The organism is Paraburkholderia sp. SIMBA_030, from assembly GCF_046535245.1.
Classification (GTDB): Bacteria; Pseudomonadota; Gammaproteobacteria; order Burkholderiales; family Burkholderiaceae; genus Paraburkholderia.
On record NZ_JAWRXB010001194.1, the window covers coordinates 1 to 251 of the forward strand.

The window sequence follows — 251 nt, forward strand, 5'->3', positions numbered from 1 at the left end:
GCCGCGCTTCTTCGACCGCCAGATGGCGTTCAACCTGCTGGCCCAGGTCGGCGCCGCCGACGAACAGGGCCACACCGCGCTGGAGCGGCGCCTGGTCAGCGAATTGCGCGTGCTGCTCGGGCAGCCTGAACTGAAGATTTCGGTGAGCTGCGTTCAAGTCCCGGTGTTTTTCGGCGATAGCTTCAGTGTGGCCGTGCAGAGCCGTCGCCCGGTCGACCTGGCTGCGGTCAACCAGGCCCTGGAGTCTGCCG

1 protein-coding gene is annotated in these 251 nt (G+C 66.9%); it reads left to right on the forward strand.

Going from position 1 to position 251, the window contains the following annotated elements; all coding sequences use genetic code 11:
- Positions 1-251 (forward strand): Asd/ArgC dimerization domain-containing protein (locus tag SB772_RS43805; protein ID WP_410839004.1); only part of this gene is annotated, 251 nt, incomplete at both ends.